This window comes from Spirosoma taeanense (assembly GCF_013127955.1).
Taxonomy (GTDB): Bacteria; Bacteroidota; Bacteroidia; order Cytophagales; family Spirosomataceae; genus Spirosoma; species Spirosoma taeanense.
In genome coordinates this window covers 1,257,409-1,275,923 of the sequence record NZ_CP053435.1, presented here as the reverse complement: position 1 = coordinate 1,275,923, position 18,515 = coordinate 1,257,409, and the positions used below count along the sequence as shown (strand labels likewise).

At 56.0% G+C, this 18,515-nt stretch carries 15 protein-coding genes; 11 read left to right on the top strand and 4 right to left on the bottom strand.

Annotated features, from left to right (window positions below):
- The first annotated feature begins 93 nt into the window (after positions 1–93).
- The 8 genes from aspS (at position 94) to HNV11_RS05435 (ending at position 12,685) form a co-directional block, all read left to right on the top strand.
- On the top strand, positions 94–1,869 hold the full coding sequence (gene aspS / locus HNV11_RS05470; RefSeq protein ID WP_171738708.1) for an aspartate--tRNA ligase: 1,776 nt from the start codon (positions 94–96) through the stop codon (positions 1,867–1,869).
- A 394-nt stretch (positions 1,870–2,263) separates the two neighbouring features.
- Positions 2,264–5,263 carry a sialate O-acetylesterase gene (locus HNV11_RS05465; RefSeq protein ID WP_171738707.1) on the top strand — a complete coding sequence of 1,000 codons (3,000 nt, stop codon included), beginning with the start codon at positions 2,264–2,266 and terminating at the stop codon, positions 5,261–5,263.
- A 146-nt stretch (positions 5,264–5,409) separates the two neighbouring features.
- On the top strand, positions 5,410–8,391 hold the full coding sequence (locus tag HNV11_RS05460; RefSeq protein ID WP_240163785.1) for a sialate O-acetylesterase: 2,982 nt from the start codon (positions 5,410–5,412) through the stop codon (positions 8,389–8,391).
- Positions 8,392–8,532: 141 nt separating this feature from the next.
- Positions 8,533–9,669 (top strand): molybdopterin-synthase adenylyltransferase MoeB, encoded by a 1,137-nt coding sequence (moeB, locus tag HNV11_RS05455; protein ID WP_171738706.1) that lies wholly within the window; start codon positions 8,533–8,535, stop codon positions 9,667–9,669.
- Between the two features lie 157 nt (positions 9,670–9,826).
- Entirely contained in the window at positions 9,827–10,180 is a 354-nt protein-coding gene (gene panD / locus HNV11_RS05450; protein ID WP_171738705.1) for an aspartate 1-decarboxylase, read from the top strand.
- 128 nt (positions 10,181–10,308) lie between these two features.
- The gene (locus HNV11_RS05445; RefSeq protein ID WP_171738704.1) at positions 10,309–11,361 is read left to right on the top strand and encodes a lysylphosphatidylglycerol synthase transmembrane domain-containing protein; all 1,053 of its coding nucleotides are present in this window, start codon (positions 10,309–10,311) and stop codon (positions 11,359–11,361) included.
- 15 nt (positions 11,362–11,376) lie between these two features.
- Positions 11,377–11,856 (top strand): D-glycero-beta-D-manno-heptose 1-phosphate adenylyltransferase, encoded by a 480-nt coding sequence (gene rfaE2, locus HNV11_RS05440; RefSeq protein WP_171738703.1) that lies wholly within the window; start codon positions 11,377–11,379, stop codon positions 11,854–11,856.
- 163 nt (positions 11,857–12,019) lie between these two features.
- The gene (locus HNV11_RS05435; RefSeq protein WP_171742070.1) at positions 12,020–12,685 is read left to right on the top strand and encodes a zinc metallopeptidase; all 666 of its coding nucleotides are present in this window, start codon (positions 12,020–12,022) and stop codon (positions 12,683–12,685) included.
- 74 nt (positions 12,686–12,759) lie between these two features.
- Here the strand turns inward: HNV11_RS05435 and HNV11_RS05430 are convergent, their stop codons facing one another.
- Positions 12,760–13,158 carry a phage holin family protein gene (locus tag HNV11_RS05430; RefSeq protein ID WP_171738702.1) on the bottom strand — a complete coding sequence of 133 codons (399 nt, stop codon included), beginning with the start codon at positions 13,156–13,158 and terminating at the stop codon, positions 12,760–12,762.
- Positions 13,159–13,237: 79 nt separating this feature from the next.
- On the opposite strand from HNV11_RS05430, the gene HNV11_RS05425 reads away from it, so the two are divergent.
- The gene (locus HNV11_RS05425) at positions 13,238–13,969 is read left to right on the top strand and encodes a class I SAM-dependent methyltransferase (protein WP_171738701.1); all 732 of its coding nucleotides are present in this window, start codon (positions 13,238–13,240) and stop codon (positions 13,967–13,969) included.
- Between the two features lie 11 nt (positions 13,970–13,980).
- Here the strand turns inward: HNV11_RS05425 and HNV11_RS05420 are convergent, their stop codons facing one another.
- The gene (locus HNV11_RS05420) at positions 13,981–16,035 is read right to left on the bottom strand and encodes a sialate O-acetylesterase (protein ID WP_171738700.1); all 2,055 of its coding nucleotides are present in this window, start codon (positions 16,033–16,035) and stop codon (positions 13,981–13,983) included.
- Between the two features lie 92 nt (positions 16,036–16,127).
- The gene (locus HNV11_RS05415) at positions 16,128–16,430 is read right to left on the bottom strand and encodes a DUF4286 family protein (protein WP_171738699.1); all 303 of its coding nucleotides are present in this window, start codon (positions 16,428–16,430) and stop codon (positions 16,128–16,130) included.
- A 91-nt stretch (positions 16,431–16,521) separates the two neighbouring features.
- Here HNV11_RS05415 and HNV11_RS05410 point away from each other — a divergent pair, with 91 nt between their 5' ends.
- Positions 16,522–16,956: a cytochrome B gene (locus tag HNV11_RS05410; protein ID WP_171738698.1), complete on the top strand. Its 435-nt coding sequence runs from the start codon at positions 16,522–16,524 to the stop codon at positions 16,954–16,956.
- Between the two features lie 49 nt (positions 16,957–17,005).
- Here HNV11_RS05410 and pyrF read toward each other — a convergent pair whose 3' ends face one another.
- Positions 17,006–17,839 carry an orotidine-5'-phosphate decarboxylase gene (gene pyrF / locus HNV11_RS05405; RefSeq protein ID WP_171738697.1) on the bottom strand — a complete coding sequence of 278 codons (834 nt, stop codon included), beginning with the start codon at positions 17,837–17,839 and terminating at the stop codon, positions 17,006–17,008.
- Positions 17,840–17,951: 112 nt separating this feature from the next.
- Between pyrF and rfbC the strand changes: the two genes are divergently transcribed.
- Positions 17,952–18,497, top strand: coding sequence for a dTDP-4-dehydrorhamnose 3,5-epimerase (gene rfbC / locus HNV11_RS05400; protein ID WP_171738696.1), 546 nt, complete (start codon positions 17,952–17,954; stop codon positions 18,495–18,497).
- Positions 18,498–18,515: the final 18 nt, after the last annotated feature.

Genomic DNA, 18,515 nt, shown 5'->3' with positions numbered 1-18,515 from the left:
AGCGAATTAGCGATTGAGTGTAAGTGCCCGGTTCACAACAAGGCTACTTATTCAATCACCAATTCACTCAATCGCTAATTCACTCAATAAAAAATGCTTCGAACGCACACTTGCGGAGAACTCCGCCTGACCGACGTCAACCAGAGCGTAACCCTGGCGGGCTGGGTGCAGACCATCCGCGATAAAGGCGGAGTTCTCTGGATTGACCTCCGCGACCGTTACGGGATTACGCAGCTTATTCTCGAAGAAGGGGTTACGTCGCCCGATCTATTTGCCAGGGCGCGAACGCTGGGCCGCGAGTTTGTTCTGCAGGCCACTGGTACGGTCGTCGAACGGAAAGCTAAAAACCCCAATATTTCAACCGGCGACATTGAGGTTCGGCCAACGGCGCTGGACGTACTCAACCCGGCCAAGCTGCCACCTTTCCTGATTGAAGACGATACCGATGGGGGCGACGACCTGCGGATGAAGTATCGGTATCTGGATTTACGGCGGAATCCCGTTCGGCGCAATCTCGAATTACGTCACCGCATGGCCCAGCAGACGCGGCTGTACATGGATGGTCAGAACTTCATCGAAGTCGAGACACCCGTGCTGATCAAGTCTACGCCGGAAGGTGCCCGCGACTTCGTCGTGCCGAGCCGCATGAATCCAGGCGAGTTTTACGCCCTGCCGCAGTCGCCCCAAACCTTCAAGCAGTTGCTGATGGTATCGGGGTTTGACCGTTACTATCAGATTGTGAAGTGCTTCCGCGACGAAGACCTGCGCGCCGACCGTCAGCCGGAGTTTACACAGATCGACTGCGAGATGTCGTTCGTGGAGCAGGAGGACATTCTGAATATGTTCGAGGGACTGGTGCGGCATCTGTTTAAGAGCGTTAAAGGCATTGACCTCGCCGACGTGCCCCGCATGACCTACGCCGACGCCATGCGGCTCTATGGTTCTGATAAACCCGACACACGTTTCGGCATGCAGTTCGTCGAGCTAAAAAATGCCTCCGGCGATGTGGACCTTACATCGGGCAAGGGTTTTGGCGTGTTCGATTCGGCCGAGCTGGTGGTGGGGATTAACGCGCCCGGTTGCGCCAGCTATACCCGTAAGCAGATCGATGAGCTGACCGACTGGGTTAAACGGCCTCAAATTGGCGCTAAAGGACTGATTTACGTTCGCTATAACGAAGATGGAAGCCTCAAATCTTCCGTCGATAAGTTCTACGACGAAGCGACGCTGAAGCAATGGGCCGACCGGTTCGATGCGAAGCCGGGTGATCTGATCCTGCTGATTTCAGGCGATGCGGGCAAAGCGCGTAAGCAACTGAACGAGTTACGTCTGGAAATGGGCAGCCGTCTGGGTCTGCGCGACCCGAACGTATTCAGTACGTTATGGGTGCTGGATTTCCCTCTGCTGGAATACGGCGAGGAAGAGCAGCGCTGGTTTGCCATGCACCACCCCTTTACGTCACCCAAGCCGGAAGATATTCCGCTGCTAGACAGCGATCCGGGAGCCGTGCGGGCCAACGCCTATGACCTGGTTATCAACGGCACAGAAGTCGGTGGCGGCTCAATCCGGATTTTTAACCGACAGCTACAATCCCGGATGTTCAGCATCCTGGGGTTCTCGGACGAAGAAGCGAAAGCTCAGTTTGGCTTTTTGATGGATGCGTTTGAATACGGAGCGCCACCGCATGGCGGTATCGCCTTCGGCTTCGACCGCCTGTGCTCTCTGTTCGGCGGAGCCGATTCAATCCGGGATTTTATCGCTTTTCCGAAAAACAACTCCGGTCGCGACGTCATGATCGATTCTCCCTCAACGATCAGCGCAGCGCAGATGAAGGAACTCAGCATTGCAACGGTCAAAGAAGCTAAATAACGCGTTTTCAATACACCCGAAACAACTTGCAGGAAGGCGAAAACCATCGGGTTTTCGCCTTCCTGCATTTAAAAGGTCTAGTCAGGCAGCTGAGCGAGTACGGCCTTCATCGGTAAGTCTATGGCTGTTTTGGCACGGTTTTAGATAATTTTTATTGGGTGAGCTTCATCCGGCAAACTCTGAAAAATACTTAATCAGATTTGGAATCCCCTTTCCGAAATCCGAATCAAGTCTTTGGCTTTTCCCTTATATATTACAATTATTTCACTTTTCATAAATTAAATGATCAGATTTGTTAACAGTTTACTAATAATGGGAGCGTTTTTAATTTCCTTTAATTAAGTAGATTTAGTAGGTTTGTTTGCATCCAACTGGACACTGTAACTGTTACTTCATGCTTTTACGCGCACTGCGGTTCTGGCTGACTTTCGTCGGCCTGCTGCCAGGCGTTGCCCTCGCGCAACTCACCATCACCAATCCGGTGCCCCGGATGGTTTTCCAACGAGATCAGTTTAACGAAGCAACCATCATTGTGGCGGGTCTTGCGCCTTCAACTGCGACTACCGTCGAAGCCCGACTGGTTCCCTTAGCCGTTGGTCAGGGGACGGCAACCGTCTGGAAAAATCTGGCGTTTCTTCCTGATTCGAAAGCCTTTCGTGGCTTACTGACCGCTACGGCGGGCTGGTACCGGCTCGACGTTCGGGCCAAAGCCGGCTCAACGCTGCTGACCGAAACAAAAGTTAACCGGATTGGTATCGGCGAAGTCTTTGTCGTGGCCGGTCAGTCGAACATGGTGGGCGGCTTTGAGCGGGAACCGGGCGCCGAAGAAGATCGGGTATCATGCGTGGACTTCCGTCAAAATAATCTCGATGAGCAATTATTGCCGCTGATGTTCAACCACATCAGCTACGGAGCCAGCACCGGTCCCAGTCAGCCCCCGCATATCTGGGGTCGGCTCGGCGACCGTCTGGTACGTCGGCTGAACGTACCGGTTTTGTTCCTGGGTGCGGCTCAGGCAGGAACTTCCAGCGACCAGTGGCGGCAATCGGCGGCTGGTGCAACGGATGCATCGGGGCAGCCGTTCCCCTACCGACGTCTGAGTGTTGCCTTTCGGCATTACGTTGCCCGGACGGGTGCGCGGGCCGTCCTCTGGCACCAGGGTGAAGGTGATGTGGGTTCGTCGGGTACGCAGTACTTCAATAACATTCAGTACGTCATTCAGAAAACCCGTCAGCAGCTTGAGTTTGATCAGTTGCCCTGGTTGGTTTCGCGGGTAACCTATACGCAGGGCCAGACAAACCCCGGCGTCATTGCGGCTCAGAATCGGCTCATTGCTGAAGTAAATGATGTGTTCGCAGGTCCGTCTACCGATGATTTAACCGGCCCCGACAACCGGCTGGACGATAATGTTCATTTTGGCGGTAACGGCCTGATTCGGTTTGTTGATCGTTGGGACAAAAGCCTTAATGACGACTTCTTTGCGCGTTCGGTTCCTTACTGCCCCATTGATGAATCGTCGCTATTAACAACCGGCTATACTCTGCCGCTGACTCGTCGGCCGGGCGAAACGGTTCAGTCGGCTTCCCTACGAGCCGCCCCAGCCGAAGCCGACAATCAGTATTTCGTGCAGTTACTACGCGCATCAGACAACACCTTAGTTACCGAATCGGCGCGGGGTACGGCCAATCCCATGGCCTTAACGCTTCCCGGCAATTTACCCGATGGCCAGTACCGGCTGCGTACACTGACGACCCATCCGGTTACGACCGGTACCCTGGGCGAGCCCTTTAAGGTGGATTATTTTGCCGCGTCAACGCCACCGGGTAACCCCACCCTCCCCCCGGTCAACGGTGGCCTGGCTGATGGGAATATAGTCCGGCTGGGATATCGGTATGAAAATGAAAGCCACAGTTTTTATGCGATGGTGCAGGCCGACGTTTCCGTGGAGGTTCGGCTGGAGCGGATCGACGGTGGCCCTTTCTCCGACGTAAGCTGGCATGAAGCACCACCGAGTTATGCTGCCCCTGACTATACCGACTTCGCCGATTATAACTATATCCGAAATTACCCCCCGCTGGCGGGTGGTATTGGTGGCGTTGAACCCGGCCGATACCGGCTTTCCGTACGTCGCAAAGGAGACACCAGCTCTGGATTCTGGTTTGAAACAACGCTTCAGAGCGGCCGCACTACCCTCTTTCAACGGATGGAAACTGTGCCCGCCCTGCCACCGGTTATCAATATTACGTCCCTGACGCCCGCTACGCCCTGCATAGGAAGTCCGTTCAGCGTTGCGTTCGAGGTGACCGAAAGCGCCGTTGCACCCGGCAATACGTTTACAGTGCAGCTTTCCGATGAGGATGGTTACTTCGACGATGCTAACCCGACAGTCATTGGAAGCGGTATGTCCAGCCCCGTTACGGCAACACTACCCAGCAGCACAACCGCCAGCAAGCACTACCGCCTTCGGGTGGCGGCTAGTAATCCCGCCGTTGTGAGCGCACCCAGCGCGTCGCTTACGGTTTGTTCAGTAAGCAGTACACAGGCCGATCTGTCGCTTACCATGCACTTTAATAAACGCACCCCAGCCATTGGACAGGTAGTTAGCTGCACGATTACGCTCACGAACAACGGCCCCCAGGACGCTGCCGAGGTGGTTGCCAGAAACCTGCTCCCGGTGGGATTATCCTACGTGGATACACAGGCCCCAGAGGTCAGCGCAGCCGATGGTGTTGTTACGATCAACGCGGGCACGGTCGCTAATGGAGCTTCCCGGCGCTTTGTATTCCGTGTGAAGGCAACCCAAGCAGGTACGTTCGCGACGTCCGCCCAGATTACCGGCAGCAACAAAAAAGATCCCGACAGCCAGCCCGGCTCGGGCACCGGCGACGGCCAGGATGACGCCATTACGGTCGATCTGCGCACCACCGACCGGAACGGCCCGCTCATTACTTCGGCCAACCCCAACCAGACACCCCTGCCCGACGTTCAGGATAACCAGCCTCCTACCGACCCCGCTAAAGCAGACCTGAGCTTAGGGCTAAGCGTCAACAAACAGATTGTGCGGGCCAACGACATCGTGACCGTCAGTGTGCAGGTGAACAACCGGGGGGGCGCCCAGGCCAATTCGGCAACCATCCAGACGCTGCTGCCTAATGGCTGGCAACTCACCAGCACGAGCGGCCTTACTGTGCAGGGCCAGACCGTGACTGGCTCCGTGGGAATTGTACCTGTAAAGGGTTCCGCCACGCTGACCTTACAGATTCGGGTGGGCGGCTCGGGAACGTTGAAATCCCAGATTTCGGCGACGCCCATTGCCGACACCGATTCAACGCCCGGCAACGGCTACACAGCGGGTGAAGATGATGAAGGTGCCTTAAGCCTGCGCATACGATAATCAATAATCATTTGACTACCAGACTAGATAGACAACGCTTTCCGTCCGATAACCATGATCTGATTAACATACTCCGTTCAGTTACTTTATTTGGCTGAGTTGGCAATTTGGCTTCCTTTGTTTAGCCTATCCACCCAACTCACGCCATGTTCATTTATGTCCGGTGGCTCGTACTTATCAGCCTGTCTACGGTTTCTGGCTTCGCCCAATTGCGCATCACCAGCCCCGTGCCGCGCATGGTTTTCCAGCGTACGTTATTCAACGAAGCCAGTGTGCTGGTGGCCTGTATGGCCCCATCCGGCGCAACCGTCGTTGAGGCCCGGTTCGTGCCCTTAGTCGTCGGGCAGGGTAACGTAACGGCCTGGACCCCGCTTGACCGGCTGCCTGCCTCGTCGGCGTTTCGGGGAATGGTGGCGGTTACGTCGGGCTGGTATCGGCTCGATGTTCGGGCTAAGGCCGACACAACCGTATTAGACGTTGCGCACGTCAATCGCGTGGGTGTGGGCGAAGTGTTTATCATCGCCGGCCAGTCGAATGTGTTTGGCGGTTTCGAGCGGGTACCGAGCGCTGAGGAGGATCGAGTGTCGTGCATTGATTTCCGGCAGGACAGCTTAAGCGAACAACTTCTGCCGCTGCAATTCAGCCACGTCAGCTACGGAACCAGTATTGGACCCAGCCAGCCTCCGCACCTGTGGGGAATCCTGGGCGATCGGCTGGTGCGGAAGTTGAACGTACCGATTTTGTTTCTGGGCGCGGCCCTGGGCGGTACCAGCAGCGAACAATGGCGTCGGTCGGCGGAGGGTAACATCGGGCCAACCCCCAACGACGCCGTTTACCGTCGACTGGGGGCGGTGCTGCTGCATTACGTGACGCGAACGGGCGCGCGGGCTGTCCTCTGGCATCAGGGCGAGAGCGACCTGTCTACGAGCACGCAGGTGTATTACGATAACATCCGGTACGTCATCGAAAAAAGTCGGCAGCAGCTTGGCCTGGCTCCTTTGCCCTGGGTTATGTCGCGGGTCAGCTATATTAATAACCAGACCAACCCCAGCATCATTGCGGCTCAGAACCGGCTCATTGCCGAAGTCCCTTATGTTTTTCCGGGCCCGGCTACCGACAGTATAACCGGTCCCGAGAACCGGCCCGATGGCATTCATCTACAGGGGCCAGGGCTGTATCGCTTTGTTCGAACCTGGGAGCAAAGCCTGGACGATAATTTCTTTTTCAACGCTACGCCGTTTACGCCCGCCGACGAATCCTCTCTGCTGACAAGCGGGTATACCCTGCCTATCATCCGTCGACCGGGCGAATCCCTGGCCATAGCCTCATTACGTGCCGTCCCGGTCGAAGCCGACAATCAATATTTCGCGCAGTTTATCCGCGCGGATAACAGCACTACCGTCTATGAATCGGCGCGGGGCACGGCCAATCCTCTGGCGGTTACAATTCCGGGAAATATGCCTAATGGACAGTATCAATTCCGGACATTGACGACGCATCCGGCCACTACGGGAACCCTCAGTGAACCGTTTAAAGTCGATCAATCAGCTCCGCCTACATCCTCTATCCCTCCCATTTACCAGCCCGTTAGCGGAGGAACCGCCGACCCTGGTCTGTTCCGATTTGGTTACCGCTATGAGACCGAAAGTCATGCGTTCTGGGCTATGGTACGTGCCGACGTCCCGATGGAGATTCGGCTGGAGCGTATTGACGGCGGGCCTTTCGACAAAACCGACTGGCAGGTGGCTGCACCCAGTTCTACCCTGCCGGATTATACGGACTTTGCTGATTTCGATCATATCCGTGCCTATATGCCGATTGCCAATGGCGTAGTTGGCGTTGAGCCGGGCCGATACCGGCTGTCGGTACGTCGGCAGGGCGACACGGGGAGCGGCTTCTGGTTTGAGATGGGTCTGCTGAACGGACGCAACATTCTGTACTTCCCGATGGAATCTGTACCGCCCCTGCCGCCGGTCATTACCCTGACACAGCTTTCGCCCACGTCGCCCTGCCCGGGCAGTTCGTTCAGCGTATCGTTTGAAGTGACCGAAAGTCCTGTTGCACCCGGCAATACGTTTACGGTGCAGCTTTCGGACGCTGACGGTTCCTTCGGCAACCCGACGACCATTGGTTCAGGTTCCGGCAGCCCCCTGACGGCAACCCTACCGGCCGGACTTCCCGAAGCTACGACCTACCGGCTGCGGATTGTGGCCAGCAACCCCTCGGTGAGCAGCGCGCCCTCGCCCCCATTTACGACCTGTTCAGTTTCGGGTCGGGCCGATCTGTCACTAAATATGCGGCTGAGCAATCGGACAGTGGCTATCGATCAGCCCGTTACCTGTACGCTGACGCTCACCAATTCCGGTCCGCAGGCAGCTACGGGCGTTGTGATCAAAAATCTGCTGCCCAATGGGCTTACGTTTGTGGATGCTCTGTCGGGCGACATCAGGGCAGCGAATGGCATCGTTACGATCAACGCGAATGCCATTGCCAACGGCGCAACGCAGCTGTACGTATTTCGGCTGAAAGCAGCTAAGTCGGGGACGTTCGCGACGGCCGTTCAGATCACCGCCAGCCAGACGCCCGACCCCGACAGTCAGCCCGGCTCGGGCACCGGCGACGGTCAGGATGACGCCGTTACGGTCGATCTGCGAACTACCGACCGCGACGGCCCGCTGATCACCTCGCCCAATCCGAACCAGACGCCCCTGCCCGATTTACGCGACAACCAGCCTCCTGTTGACCTAGCTAAATCCGACCTGCGGTTAAGTCTTAGCGTAAGCAGCCAGATTCTGCATCAGAACGACGTAACGACCGTTAATGTGCAGGTGAGCAATCGGGGTGGTGCGCTGACCGATTCCGTAACCGTACAGACGCTGCTGCCCACTGGCTGGCAGGTTACTAACTCAAGCGGGCTGATTATCGTCGGTCAGACGGTAACCGGAACCCTTACCAACATAAGCCCCAACCAGTCGGCTACCTTAACCTTTCCGGTTCGCGTGACCGGTTCGGGAACGCTCCGTTCGCAGATTCAATCTGCCACCAAAGCCGACCCCGATTCAACGCCGGGCAATGGGTATGCGACCGGCGAAGACGACGAAGCCAGCCTGAATGTGCGCAGCCGCTAAGCTAATTCAGGTTACTTTTACGGGCCAATGAAACACGTTTACGAAATATTCGCGCCTGGAGTCAATCCGGCGCAATTTTCGCAAACGAAAATCTGTTGGAATAGAGCAACACTTTGCTGGAGTTGTACAACGCCTAATACTATGGAAGCGACGACGTTAGTGCCTGCCGAAAAACAACGTTATCAGAAGCACCTGAATCTGCCCGAAATTGGGGCCGCGGGTCAGCTAAAGCTTAAAAATGCCCGTGTTCTGGTCGTTGGGGCCGGAGGGCTTGGCTGTCCGGTACTCCTTTACCTGACGGCGGCCGGCGTCGGCACCATTGGTGTTATTGACCCCGACGTGGTGGACCTGAGCAATCTCCAGCGTCAGGTGCTGTACACAACCGACGAGGTAGGCAAACCTAAAGCGAAGATTGCCGTTAGTCACCTCAACCGGCTCAACCCCGATCTGTCGTTCGATACGTACACGATGGCGCTTGATGCGAGCAACGCCCGGACAATTATCGAGCAATATGACATAGTGGTTGACTGCACTGATAATTTCAAGGTGCGCTATCTGGTCAACGACGTTTGTGTAACGCTCGGCAAGCCATTCGTGTACGGGGCCATTCATCGCTTCGAAGGGCAGGTGGCCGTGCTCAACAACGCCCTCGGCAATGGCCAGCGCGGCCCGACGTACCGCTGTCTGTTTCCCGAGTATCCCAACGAGATCGAGATTCCCAACTGTAATGACACCGGCGTACTGGGCGTTCTGCCGGGAGTGATCGGGACGTATCAGGCCAATGAAGTCATTAAACTCATTACGGGCATTGGCCAGTCGCTGAGCGAACACCTGCTGATGGTCGATCTGCTGAACATGAGCCAGCAGAAAATTAAAACCAAACGCCGGGTCGACGCGGAAGACCTTGCCCGACAGGGTCTGACTTCGGTTACCCGACCAGCACCCGGCGCGGCCGGACCGCAGAAAATGTCGGTGCAGGAGCTCGCCGACCGGCTCGCCACGGGCGAAGATATTTTCCTCCTCGACGTTCGGGAGCGGCCCGAGTACGACCTCTGCCACCTCGAAGGCTCCGTGCTGATTCCGGTTGGTATGATTCCCAATAACCGCAAGCGCATCCCCACCGACCGGCCCGTGGTTGTTTACTGTCACCACGGCATCCGCTCGGCAAATGTTGTCAGTTATCTCTACGCCCAGGATGGCCTGACAAACCTCTACAACCTCGACGGCGGCATCAACGCCTGGGCGCGCGACATCGAGCCGGAAATGGCGGTCTACTGATCAGGCAGTTAGGCAAGCGGAACCAACCATTGGCCGGGGCTGTTTTCGGGACGATCGTTGGTAGGCGCGGGGAAAGAGTGTACCTTTGCCGCGCTCCAGACGCTCCCTAACTCATCGTGTCTGTTTTGGATTGACGCGGAGTACCACCAAACCAACTATGTTTGTCAACGTATTAAAATCAAAACTCCATCGCGTAAAAGTCACGCAGGCCGAACTGAACTACGTCGGCAGCATCACCATTGACGAAGACCTGATGGATGCGGCCGGGCTGCTTGAGAACGAACAGGTCCATATCGTCAATAACAACAATGGCGAACGGCTCATTACCTACGTCATCAAAGGCGAACGCGGCTCAGGGGTTATCTGTCTCAACGGGGCAGCAGCCCGCCGGGCGCAGGTTGGCGATATCATCATTATCATTGCCTACGGCATGATGACGCAGGAAGAAGCCCGAACGCATAAGCCTACCGTTGTTTTCCCGGATGACAATAACCGACTGGTGACGGTCTGATCGTCATTAACCTTTGGCAACCATCTCACGAAACTCCGTTACTTTGTGGCGGAGTTTTTTATAAGTCGCTAATCCGGCCTGATGGCTCCGGGCCATTCTGGGTGCGCAATTCGCTTCTCCAACTTCGTATGAACGTCAAAAACATTCTCAAATACCTCATTTCGCTGGCGATTGCCGGAGGACTGCTTTGGTTTACGTTTCAGCAGAGTCACCTCGACGCGGCCGACCTCTGGCGTAAGATCAGCGCGGCCGATTACCGCTGGGTTCTGCTGTCGGCGGTGATGACCATCGTGGCCCACTGGAGCCGGGCTCAGCGCTGGCGGCTTCTGCTGGAGCCGGTCGTACCGCAGCGCCCTACGTCGCTCGACGCAACCGTGAGCGTACTGACCGGATATCTCGCCAACCTGGCCCTGCCCCGCGCCGGAGAAGTTGCCCGCTGCGGTACGCTCTACCGACTGTCGGGGGTACCGGTCAACGTAAGTTTCGGCACGGTAGTAGCCGAGCGGCTGTTCGATGTGCTGATGCTGTTGCTGCTGCTGGCGGCTACGTTCGTGCTGGAATTTGACCGGCTGAGCCAGTTCTTCGTCGAGTTTCTGGGCGGCAAGTTACCGAAGGGATCGAGCGGATCGGGGGTGTTGCTGTTCGTGGGTGCCGTCCTGCTGGGCGTGGGACTTCTGGCCTGGTTCCTGTACAATCGCTACCGGGAGGCTCTGGGCCGCCATCCCCTCTATCAGAAGGTCAGCGGGTTTCTCAGCGGTCTGGTTGCCGGCCTCTTAAGCGTGCGGAAGCTCAGGCGGCCGGGGGCGTTTGTATTTTATACGCTGCTCATCTGGACGATGTATTTCCTGATGTCCTACGTACTGTTCTTCTCCATGCCTGCAACGGCCGGTCTCGGTCCGCTGGCGGGGCTGACGATTCTTGTGGTGGGGTCGCTGGGGATGGCCGCACCGACGCCCGGTGGTATCGGCTCGTTTCATCTGCTGGTGGGTCAGGTGGCGCTGCTATATAGCCTCACCAGCCAGGATGGTCAGGTCCTGGCGACGTTCATCCACGGCGTATCGACGCTGATGATTATTGTGCTGGGCGTCCTGAGTCTGCTGGTCGTGCTGCTGAAACGGAATAAAATCTCTACCGCCGACGATGTCCTGACTGATCCGGATGCCATTAAACTGCAGCAGTAATCGAGTTTATTACCCATGACGGAATCCAAAATTCTTACCCGCGAACAGGCTATCCAGCAGGCCGACGTGTGGCGGACCAACGGTGAGCAGATCGTTTTTACCAACGGCTGCTTCGACATTGTGCATCTTGGCCATATTGACTACCTCGAAAAAGCCCGCAGCCTGGGCCAGCGCCTGATTCTTGGGCTCAACACCGATGCTTCGGTGAGCCGCATTAAAGGGCCACTTCGCCCGGTTGTTAATGAATATGCCCGCGCCCGGCTGATGGCGGCCCTGGAATTCATCGACCTAGTGACGCTCTTTGATGAACCGACTCCGCTCGAACTGATCGAGGCCGTTCGACCGGACATTCTGGTGAAAGGCAACGATTATTCCATTGCCACCATCGTCGGGGCCGATTTTGTGCTGGCGCGGGGTGGCCGCGTCGAAACGGTCGCCTTAGTGCCCGGCTACTCTACAACCGCCCTGATCGAGCGGATTAAACAGAGTTTTTGATGGACTTAAGACCGGCCGAACGGGCCGGGGACTTGATAAGCGGTTCAATTTTCGGGAGACTTTTTCACCGAATCTGTTGTTTACTAAGAGACGGGCAGATAAGTTGCCGGTCTGAAAAAACATCAAACCTGACTAACTGACCATGATATCACCCTTCTTATTAATGATTATCATCTTCGGCCTGAGCGCATTTGTGAGCTGGCGGCTGAGGAGTAAGTTCAATGAGTATTCTCAGGTTGGCCTGAGTAACAACCTTAGCGGTGCAGAAGTTGCCCAGCGGATGCTGAACGAGAACGGCATCTACGATGTGCGTGTCCTGTCGGTTGAAGGTATGCTGACCGACCACTATAATCCACAGGAAAAGACCGTTAATCTGAGTGCCGATGTGTATTACGGTCGGAGCGTAGCGGCTGCGGCCGTCGCAGCCCATGAATGTGGTCACGCCGTACAGCACAAAGTAGCCTACGGTCCCCTTCGGCTTCGTTCGGCCCTGGTGCCGGCTCTGTCGGTGTCTTCGCGGTACCTGCAATGGGTGATCCTGGCCGGGATTCTGCTGCTGCAGACCACGCCTATCCCACTGGCTATCGGGGTGGGTCTGTTTGCCCTGACGACCCTGTTCAGCTTCATTACGCTGCCGGTTGAGTTCGACGCAAGCCGTCGGGCGTTGGCCTGGGTTCAGAATAATGGCGTCGTGAATCAACGGGAATACGGTTACGCCAAGGATGCTCTCTGGTGGGCGGCCATGACCTACGTCGTTGCAGCTCTAGGTTCGCTGGCTACCCTGCTCTATTACGCCAGCATCCTGATGGGTGGCCGCCGGAGTGATTAATTGCCACCAGACATAAAACGTATTGCAAACAAAAAGGACGGCCTGGACCGTCCTTTTTGTTTTAGTCGATGGGTCTATTGCAGCCTGTCCAGCACCGGAACCGCCGTTACGTAACCAGACTCGACCATGCGTTTGCTTGGCGCCGAGCGGTCAATCAGCGTACCTGCTACGGCCACGGCAATAGCAATAACCAGCGCAGGCCAGAAGCCAACAATGGTAAAGCTATCCATGAAACGGTCAATCAGTTTCAGAAGAATAGCGGTCACCAGGATTCGGATCAGACCGGTCAGCAAAAAGAACGTAACCAGGTTTAGCGGGAAGCGGATAATCCAGCCTACAAAGAAGTTGAGCAGGCCCAGCAGCACGGCAATCAGCAGCGCCGTTCCAAAGCTTTTCACGTCAACCTGGGGCATGATGTACGCCAAACCGAAGATTACGGCGGCATCCAGAAGTAAATGAAGAATAAGGTTCATGGGAGAACAGACAGAGTTGATTCCCTTCAACAACTGTTTCGACCCAGGATGGTTTATGGATAGAACTAACAATCAACGTATGCATCGCCTTTGCATTCTGCTCTTTACCTCGCTGCTGGCCTGCGGTCGGAGCTCTTCCCAACAGCAATCGCCCGCGCAGGCAACTTTCGATACTACCGGCTATTACCAGTATAAAGACGCTACCCGCGACGGCACCGGCAAGCTATACATGGGCCGCGAAATCGCACAGGTTATGGGGCACCTCGGCGCGTCATGGCTCGAACGACCCGAACGGGAGCGCGAAGAACGCACCGATCTGCTGCTGAAAGCCCTCAATTTAAAACCTACTGATGTGGTGACCGACATTGGCGCCGGAACAGGGTTCTTTACGTTTCTGTTGGCACCCAAGGTCTCAAAAGGCCAGGTATTGGCCGTTGATATTCAGCCCGAAATGATCGAGTATCTTAATGCCGGAAAAACAAAGCATAAGACCGCTAATGTTCAGCCCGTGCTGGGTACTGAATCTGACCCAAAGCTGCCAGCCGGGTCTATTGACCTGGCGATTCTGATCGACGCTTACCATGAATTTTCCTATCCGCGTGAGATGATGCAGCACATTGCCAAGGCCCTGAAACCGGATGGCCGGATTGTTCTGGTCGAGTACCGCGCCGAGGACCCGAACGTACCCATCAAAGAACTCCACAAACTGAGTGTAACGCAGGCCACCAAAGAAATGAAAGCGGTTGGTTTACGTCTGTTGAAAAACGATGATCGGTTACCCCAGCAGCACATTATGTTTTTTGGTCACTGAGGGATTTCGCTTTACGGTCTTACTCGCATCGTTACCTGTACCGTATCGTCTTCGCCATTGTTGAACCCATTATCCGGTGTTGAGTCCGGGTCTGTTCCGGTAGAGGCTTCAATCTGCGCCCGGAGTATGGCAGAGCCCTGTTTGGTAATTGTTGCCCGAAAGAACAGGGTAGCCGACGCACCAACGTCTACATCGCCAGCGGTTCCTCGCACGGTATTACCAGACAGACTCATCGTAGGGCTATCTAGAAATGTCAGATTTCCAGGCAACAGGCAACCCACCTGAGCAGTTGAAACCGCGCGCCCACCCCGATTCGTAACGGTTACGCTCACGGATACCACCTGCCCTACCCGACCGTAACCTTGATTGAGACTCATCTGTAAACTCAGATCGGCCTTGTCCGGCTCCGTCGGCGGCTGAGCAGAAGTTACCTCCGGCAACGGATCGGCATTGACCGAAACCGGCACTTCGAAACGTATCGTGTCAGTCACGCGCGTTCGGAAACGGATTCGGGCCACATCATCCTGTCCGTCGCCAAAGCTGGTGTTGGGCCGCGAGTCCGTGTCAAGCTGATCGGCCCGGACGATTTCCGCAACGGGCTGATAGATTCCGGCGCGGCCGGGTTGTACCGTAAACGTAAGCGATACAGGAACACCCGGAGCTACACTCGGCAGAGTTGCCAGCACCAGCCCTCGCTGGTGCGTAACGCCCGAACCGGTCACAAACGTAAGCGGCTGCGGCAGATCGCACCGAAGCCGGACGTTCGTAGCGGGCTGCAGCCCATCGTTGCGGATGGTCAGGGTTATGCCCATGGGCTGGTTCACCGACGGCGTGGGCGTGTTCGTTTGCATCCGAAGGCTCAGGTCCGTCAGCGCAACGGCACCGGGTAAACGCGGCTGAGTCTGAAGAAAGAAATCGTCGGTCAGCAAATCGTTCCAGGCATCGCCCGTCTGAATGAGCGCTTCGCCGGATAAATGCACGCCATCCGTGCGGGGCATCTGAATTACGTCGGTATCGGGACCATAGAACACATTCGGCGTTTCCTGCACGACCCGGTTCTGGGCCGAAATAACCGGATCGTAATGCGTCATGCCGTAATTGAAGAACAGATTATTGTCCATCGACGCCCGCGCCACGACCCACGGCAGATTAAAGTCAGCATCCTGCCGGCTTCGGCTGATGACGGCCTGCAGGTCCGTTACGTAAGAAGCCGCCGATGGGTCGGTGTCATAAAACTCGGTTTCGCCCTGATGCCATAGAATAGCCCTCAGACCGGTCAGCGGGACGTAATCCTGCACGATACGTTTGAGATTCCCGTAGGGCATGCCAGGCCGAAAATAATCGCCGTAAGCCGTAGCGGTACTATCGAGGGTAATGCTTTCCCGCCAGTTGCGAACGGCCGTGCCCGACCAGGCGGCATTATAGAACAGTACCGGTACGTGCAGACGAGCCGCCAGCCGGTCGCCCAGGCGCCCCCAGCACCAGCTTGTGAGTCCACGCGGCCCCACCACACCAGTGGCGGATACGGGAGCCGACAGGCCCGGCAGCGGTAGGCGCAGCGTATCTGTCAGATTGAAATGCGGAACGCAGATAACCCGTCCATCAGCCGGGTTGGCGGCATCCCGATCCCGGACGCCCTGCCCGTTCGACTGCCCGGCAATAGCAAAGACCTCGCCAATGCCTACCGGCTGCACCTGGGTTGTAGCAAGTATGGCTGAGCCCTGCCAGGCGCGCACCTCAAGCCGATACCAGCCACCCGTTGCCGAAAACTGGCCTGCAAAGTGGCCCGATACCGGCTGGGCGTCCAGCGTCTGCCAGTCGGTCGAAGGACCACCATCGGCCAGGAGAGCCGTCAACCGGGCCTCTACGCGCTCGGTTGCGCCCGGGCACAGACCTGCTACGGTACATGGCGTTGGATTGGTATTGTTGCGCTGAAAAACCGTTTGTGCAACGGGAAACGAAACGGAAAGCTGCGCATGGGCAGCAATGGCGATCAGCATGCACCAACTCCACAGTCCTCCCGACACCCATGCCATCGCCGGCAGCAGAAACCGGCGGGCGTTCATACACTAGTTACGGATAGAATTCATCTGCTAAAATCCGCGCTGGCGACGTAGCGAACAATCCTGACCGCATCTATTTACCCGGCGGTAGGGAATCAGGCATCTTCCAGCAGCGTATCGAACGACACAAACTGGTTGGCGAATCGATTCTGTATGCGTTGCTGCATGGCGTCTGCGTGGAGATTCTGGTAAGTGAAATAGTCTTCCATTGCCGTAAAATCCAGTTGCACCGAGAAGGTTGTACCGCCATTATCGAGTTCGGTAAGGAGCCGCAGCAGCTTGTGACCGATGGGCAGACCCGTTGCCAGCAGCGCCGGTATATGGTCGGTTCGCATCCAGTGTAGCCATTCGCGCGCTACTTCGTTAGCAACGCTATAGGTCGTGTTATAAAGAATCATACGGTTCAAACAACCAGGTGTCGGCGGAAGTTGGCAGATTTGGTTGTTTCTTTACGGGCAAAATAAATCGTTTTCTTTAGCTGAAAATCGTATGTATCCTGGATTAGTTCATGCCCACTCCGGGCTTCGCTGGGTTGCTCTGGTGCTGTTACTGGTGTCTGTCATTGTGGCCATTGGCAAATGGCAGGGCAACAGCGGCTACACCGATGGCAATCGCAAGCTGTATTTGTTTACCCTCATCGCAGTTCACACGCAACTAGTACTTGGGCTGATTCTGTACTTCATCAGTCCCAAGGTTAATTTCAGTATGATGAGCGAAAAACTCTACCGATTCTATTCCGTCGAACATATTACGGGGATGTTAATCGCCATCGTGCTCATCACAATTGGCTACTCGCGCTCCAAGCGCGCAACCGACGCCGTAACGAAACAGCGGTTGGTAGGTATCTTCTACGGCCTTGGACTTTTACTGATTCTGGCTTCCATTCCCTGGCCGTTCCGTATTCCCGGTGCAGGCTGGTTTTAATCGTAGGGCTTCGGACGGTCGGCAGCGGTGATTATCAATATACAATCATTTACTGCCGATTGCCCACGGCCAGATATTCTGCCATTTCGGCTTGCAGGGCTTTCGCTTCGTCATGAGCCCGATCGGCGAAGTCGGTGCCGTTTGAGGCATACAGAATACTCCGCGATGCATTGACCAGTAGCCCTCCGGCTGCCGTCAGACCCCGGCGCGACACGTCTGCCAGACTCCCCCCCTGTGCGCCTACGCCCGGTACCAGTAGGAAACTGTCCGGTGCCAACGCCCGGATACGGCTCAGCTCGTCGGCCTGCGTGGCCCCCACGACAAACATTAGCCGGTCAGGCCCCGCCCACGTATGGGCCCTCTTAATCACCGCTTCGAATAATTCCTCCTTATCGCCCGTTGCCAGTCGCTGAAAGTCCGCACTGCCGGGATTTGAGGTCAGGGCAAGCAGAATAACCCACTTACCGGCATAATCCAGGAACGGCATGACCGAATCATGGCCCATGTAAGGGGCAACCGTGATGGAATCGAAATTCAGTCCGGCGGCCGTCGGGTCGAAGAAGGCGCGAGCATACAGGCCCGACGTATTGCCAATGTCGCCCCGCTTGGCGTCGGCAATCGTAAAGCAGTCGGCGGGAATATAGTCGAGTGTTTTCTGGAGACTTTCCCAGCCGCGCGGCCCCTGCGCTTCATAGAATGCGATGTTGGGTTTATAGGCTACGGCCAGGTTGGCGGTGGCATCGATAATGGCCCGATTGAAGGCAAAAACGGGGTCCGGTTCACTCAGCAGATGATGGGGTAATTTGCGCGGGTCGGTGTCGAGACCAACGCATAAATACGACTGTTTCTGAAAAATCTGATTGCTTAATTCGTTGTAGGTCATGCCAGCGAAGAGAACCCACTCAATAAATAGGTTCTGGCAAAGGTACGACTACAACCTCGGTTTCGTAAGTTTGTGACGTGAGTTCAGCCTGTATTAATTCTGACGATTCATTATGCAAGTCCAACAAAAGTCTATTAGCGGCCTGATTGAACTGATTCCACGCGTATTTCAAGACGAACGAGGTTATTTCTTCGAGTCATATAACAAACCGCTTTTTGCGTCGCTGGGCTTACCAATGGAGTTCGTGCAGGACAATCAGTCCTTCTCCGTGAAAGGGGTTCTGCGCGGTCTGCATATGCAGAACGAGCCCTTCGCCCAGGGCAAGCTGGTTCGGGTGATTACCGGCCAGGTACTTGACGTTGCCGTTGATCTGCGCGAAGACTCCCCCACGTTCGGGCAATATGAAACTTTCCTCCTGGACGCTAAAATCGGAAACATGGCCTATATTCCCGAAGGGTTTGGGCACGGCTTTGTGGCGCTGGAAGACAGCATTTTCAGCTACAAATGCACCAACGTGTATAACAAAGCTGCTGAAACGGGTATCATCTGGAATGATCCTGACCTAGATATCGACTGGGGCATCAAAAACCCGATCGTATCGGAGAAGGATATGGAGTTGAAGCCGCTGCGCGAGGTGTTCCCCCACGCGGTTGTCTAACAATCAATAGGCACGTAG

Excerpts from the sequence above, each read along its gene's own strand:
- aspS (WP_171738708.1), top strand. The coding sequence starts at position 94 with ATGCTTCGAACGCACACTTGCGGAGAACTCCGCCTGACCGACGTCAAC.
- HNV11_RS05465 (WP_171738707.1), top strand. The coding sequence starts at position 2,264 with ATGCTTTTACGCGCACTGCGGTTCTGGCTGACTTTCGTCGGCCTGCTG.
- HNV11_RS05460 (WP_240163785.1), top strand. The coding sequence starts at position 5,410 with ATGTTCATTTATGTCCGGTGGCTCGTACTTATCAGCCTGTCTACGGTT.
- moeB (WP_171738706.1), top strand. The coding sequence starts at position 8,533 with ATGGAAGCGACGACGTTAGTGCCTGCCGAAAAACAACGTTATCAGAAG.
- panD (WP_171738705.1), top strand. The coding sequence starts at position 9,827 with ATGTTTGTCAACGTATTAAAATCAAAACTCCATCGCGTAAAAGTCACG.
- HNV11_RS05445 (WP_171738704.1), top strand. The coding sequence starts at position 10,309 with ATGAACGTCAAAAACATTCTCAAATACCTCATTTCGCTGGCGATTGCC.
- rfaE2 (WP_171738703.1), top strand. The coding sequence starts at position 11,377 with ATGACGGAATCCAAAATTCTTACCCGCGAACAGGCTATCCAGCAGGCC.
- HNV11_RS05435 (WP_171742070.1), top strand. The coding sequence starts at position 12,020 with ATGATTATCATCTTCGGCCTGAGCGCATTTGTGAGCTGGCGGCTGAGG.
- HNV11_RS05430 (WP_171738702.1), bottom strand. The coding sequence starts at position 13,158 with ATGAACCTTATTCTTCATTTACTTCTGGATGCCGCCGTAATCTTCGGT.
- HNV11_RS05425 (WP_171738701.1), top strand. The coding sequence starts at position 13,238 with ATGCATCGCCTTTGCATTCTGCTCTTTACCTCGCTGCTGGCCTGCGGT.
- HNV11_RS05420 (WP_171738700.1), bottom strand. The coding sequence starts at position 16,035 with ATGAACGCCCGCCGGTTTCTGCTGCCGGCGATGGCATGGGTGTCGGGA.
- HNV11_RS05415 (WP_171738699.1), bottom strand. The coding sequence starts at position 16,430 with ATGATTCTTTATAACACGACCTATAGCGTTGCTAACGAAGTAGCGCGC.
- HNV11_RS05410 (WP_171738698.1), top strand. The coding sequence starts at position 16,522 with ATGTATCCTGGATTAGTTCATGCCCACTCCGGGCTTCGCTGGGTTGCT.
- pyrF (WP_171738697.1), bottom strand. The coding sequence starts at position 17,839 with ATGACCTACAACGAATTAAGCAATCAGATTTTTCAGAAACAGTCGTAT.
- rfbC (WP_171738696.1), top strand. The coding sequence starts at position 17,952 with ATGCAAGTCCAACAAAAGTCTATTAGCGGCCTGATTGAACTGATTCCA.